The sequence below is a fragment of the Chryseobacterium contaminans genome, from assembly GCF_001684955.1.
Lineage (GTDB): Bacteria > Bacteroidota > Bacteroidia > Flavobacteriales > Weeksellaceae > Chryseobacterium > Chryseobacterium contaminans.
Map to the genome: position 1 here is coordinate 1 of NZ_MAYF01000155.1, position 3,931 is coordinate 3,931.

At 36.3% G+C, this 3,931-nt stretch carries 2 protein-coding genes and 1 pseudogene; 2 read left to right on the forward strand and 1 reads right to left on the reverse strand.

The features are described 5' to 3' along the window. Positions 1 to 13: 13 nt before the first annotated feature. Positions 14 to 874: pseudogene (locus tag BBH99_RS10235) on the forward strand (SPFH domain-containing protein); the annotation flags it as partial. Between the two features lie 203 nt (positions 875 to 1,077). Here the strand turns inward: BBH99_RS10235 and BBH99_RS22750 are convergent. Then, positions 1,078 to 1,692: a DUF4377 domain-containing protein gene (locus BBH99_RS22750; RefSeq protein ID WP_228390785.1), complete on the reverse strand. Its 615-nt coding sequence runs from the start codon at positions 1,690 to 1,692 to the stop codon at positions 1,078 to 1,080. A gap of 149 nt (positions 1,693 to 1,841) precedes the next feature. Here BBH99_RS22750 and BBH99_RS10245 point away from each other — a divergent pair, with 149 nt between their 5' ends. Then, on the forward strand, positions 1,842 to 3,863 hold the full coding sequence (locus tag BBH99_RS10245; protein ID WP_066695219.1) for a DUF3857 domain-containing protein: 2,022 nt from the start codon (positions 1,842 to 1,844) through the stop codon (positions 3,861 to 3,863). Positions 3,864 to 3,931 lie beyond the last annotated feature (68 nt).

Here is a 3,931-nt window from a genome sequence, read left to right on the forward strand (position 1 = left end):
GGTTAAACAGTAGACAGTTGCAATCATTGAACTGTGTGGAAAATTCCAGGCAGTAAAACATTCAGGGCTTCATTTGAAGCTTCCTATTATAGATCAGATTGCAAAAAGATTAAATCTCAGAATTCAGCAGCTGGATGTAATGATTGATACTAAAACACTGGATAACGTATTCATTAAGATGAAAATTTCAGTTCAGTATCAGGTAATCCGAAATCAGGTAGGAGATGCGTATTATCGTTTGGAAAATCCGGAAAACCAGATTACTTCTTTTGTATTTGACGTTGTGCGTGCCGAAGTTCCTAAGCTGAAACTGGACGATGTTTTTGTAAGAAAAGACGATATTGCTGTAGCTGTAAAAAGTGAACTTCAGGAAGCGATGAACAGCTACGGATATGATATTATCAAAGCATTGGTAACGGATATTGATCCGGATGAGCAGGTAAAACATGCCATGAACAGGATCAATGCTGCAGAAAGAGAAAAAACTGCCGCAGAATATGAATCTGAAGCGCAAAGAATTAGAATTGTAGCTGTTGCAAAAGCCGAAGCAGAATCTAAAAAATTACAAGGACAAGGGATTGCTGACCAAAGGAGAGAAATCGCAAAAGGACTTGAAGAATCCGTAAGAATGCTGAATAATGTGGATATCAATTCCCATGAAGCCTCTGCACTGATTGTTGTAACACAGCATTATGATACATTACATTCCGTAGGAGCAAGTAACAGAAGTAATCTTGTACTTCTTCCCAATTCGCCTACCGCAGCAAGCGGAATGCTGAATGATCTTGTGGTTGCCATGACTACTGCCAATACAGTAGGAGAAGCTACCAAAGGAAAGTACCCTGAACCACCGCAAAAAGAATCGGGATATTAGCGAGAAAGGAAGCTAGAAGCTGGAAGAGGGAAGTTATGGTCGTTGAAAGTAGTGATGAAACTCTTTTTATAAATGCTTTTAGGCTAATATCTATGCAAATTAATAAAGATAAGTTTACTGTCTGTCATTACTTCCAGCATCCAATTTCGGGCTTCCTAACTATAAAATAAAAGAGCTTCAGAAATTTCTGAAGCTCTTTTATTTTATTTCTTGGTTTTAGAAACCTGCTCTACCAATGTGTATTTTATTGAAGAAGCATCTGCCGGTGGGTTTTCGATTTTATCTGTTTTTACTTTTACAACATATTCGTAACCTGGCTCGTAAGTGAAGCCTTCAATATTGCTGTAAAAATTGCTCCAATTTTCAGAAGCATTTTCTTTTACCTGTAGGCATTTCATACGCCCTGCTCCTGCAGAACAGTCTACAGTTTGTGCAGCTACGATAAGTGTTTTTTCACCAGCTCCCGTAACTTCTTTTTTTGTTTTAGAAACCTGCTTTATCAATGTATATTTAATTGAAGAAGCGTCAGCCGGCGGGTTGGCAATTTTTTCTGTTTTTACCTTTAAAACATATTCATACCCTGGTTCATAAGTAAATCCTTCGATGTTTGTGTAAAAATTTGTCCAGTCTTCTGAAGCCTTTTCTTTTACCTGCAAACATTTCATAGGTGCTACTCCTGTACAGTCTGCTGTTTGTGGTCCTACGATGAATGTTTTTTCATCTCCAGCGGATACTCCAGCTGTTGTTGTACACTGCGTCATTGCAAATAATGCTAATGCGGGTGCTGCCCCTTTTAGAATTGTTGCTATACTTTTCATAAACTTGATTTTAAAACCTTACCTGGCAATTACCATGCCGAAATTTTCTTGAATTGTCGCAGTTCTTCTATTGCTTTTTAGTTTTTTAATCATTTAATTTGAGGTTCTCAATTCACGAAATCAAAGAACATAATACATCAATAAAAAATATGGATCATCAAATTCAAGTGGAAAACTACAAGATTCAACAGCCTGAAGGGTGGGCGGGAAATATTGGAGACCAGGAAATTATAGACAGAATCAAGGACTCTGAATTTGCCCAGAAACAAACCAGCGAAGGCCGAGATTACTGCTATTTTTTAGACAAAAAATATTATACAAGCAATACTGAAAATAGTGAATACGCCTGCATGGCCTACACATTAAATGAACCGGGAAATCTGGAAAGAGCTTCTGCTTCCGATATTATTGTGGAAGAAAATGAAGTATACCAGATTCACAGGATCAGTGTGGTAAGAGACGGTGTACTGATTGATAAGATCCCGGATACTAAGATTAAAGTACTGGACAGTGAAAATCAGAGCGGTGGTGGGGTACTGAGCAGTAATAAAAAGATTAATATTACCATTAAAGATCTGAGACTGTACGATGTACTTGTGCTGGAAGATTCAAGAGTGAAAGTATTTACTGATCGTGATTTCCTCAGAAAAGAATTTTCAAAATATGTCTGGGTAAGTCCTGATAATTATTGGGCCTATGGCAATTTTAAATTTACATTCATCAACGAACGTGAGCAGACCATCGCCTATAAAAAGACTTATTTTAGAGATGAGAAGGGAAATGTTCTGGAGCCGGAAGTGAATTACTTAAAAAAAGGAGAACAATTTGTTATTGAAGAGCAGAATTATATCAATCCTGTAGATTCCGGGCGTGAAATTTTTCCCTATATAGATTTCGCTACAGACAGTAACTGGAAAGATCTTTCCAATTATATTGTTCCTATTTATGAAGATATTTTTAATAAAGCTTCTTTAAAGGATTTTGCTCCCAACCTTATTGAAAAGCTTGATGCTATCAGTAATCTGGATGAAAAGCTGCAATTTGCTATAGAATATGTTCAGAATCATATCTATTATACTTATAATGCCGATGAGATGAATGGTCATAAGCCGCAGGAGCCTTCTGTAACCTATGAAAACAAACAGGGAGACTGCAAAGCGAAATCCGTTTTGCTAAAGGTTATTCTTGATTATATTGGCGTAGAAGCCTCTGTAATATTGGTGAATTTTAATACAGATTATTATATTAAATATTATCTGCCTTCTTTATTAAGTTTTAATCATGCGGTAGTAAAGATTAATTATAAAGGGCATGAATACTTTGTGGATGCTACGATCCGTGATGAATTTGGATTGATTGAATACAGAGGTTTTATGTATTTCATGCATTATCTGGAAGTGAAAAAAGATCAGGAGCTTCAGGTGAGAAAGTCTTTTAAATATCCTTATTACTGTATTGATGAGAAAGTAAATATCAATGTACAGGGGACAACCGGTAAGCTGAATCTGGAAACGGTTTACAAAGGAAACCGGGCCAATGCAATGAGACGTTATTTTAAGGTCACCAATAAAAGAGAGATTATAGATAGCTGGAACAGCTTTCTTTTTTATGCATTGAATTATTCCAATGACAGAAATGGAACAGATGTCAGAAATATATTTGAGGAAGCGGCGATTGATGTTATAAGTGATGATAAAAAGCTTAATGAACTGAAGATTCAATATACAGCTACTATTGAAAATCCTTATTATGTAGATCCACAGAAAAATCGTTTTCTGATGTATTTTGACAGAAATGTTGTGAAGACGGGAGCCAGAGATTTTATGCATAAAGATTTGCCGTTCTGGCATAATTACGACAGTGAGAAGTATGAAATTAACCTATATACGGATCAGAAAATTGATGTGGAAGAAAAATATACGGTACAGGAAAGCAGTATCAATAATCCTTACTTTGATTTCAAAAGCCGTAAGAAGGTTTCTAAAAACGGAGCAAGCGTTTATATAGAATATAATCCATTAGTGAATATTGAAATTCCGCAAAGTGAGTTTGAAAAGTTCAGAGCAGATCATCACACGGTGGCTGACAGTAATTTCGGACTGGGAATTGATATTATAGAACCTGGACTGATGAACAGGCTGAAGTTCAGTTTTAAGAAAAGATTTAAATAAATAATTTTTATTTTGTGGATTTTCGGGAGGGGCGGCGAAGCCGCCCCTCCCGAAAATCCACTTATATT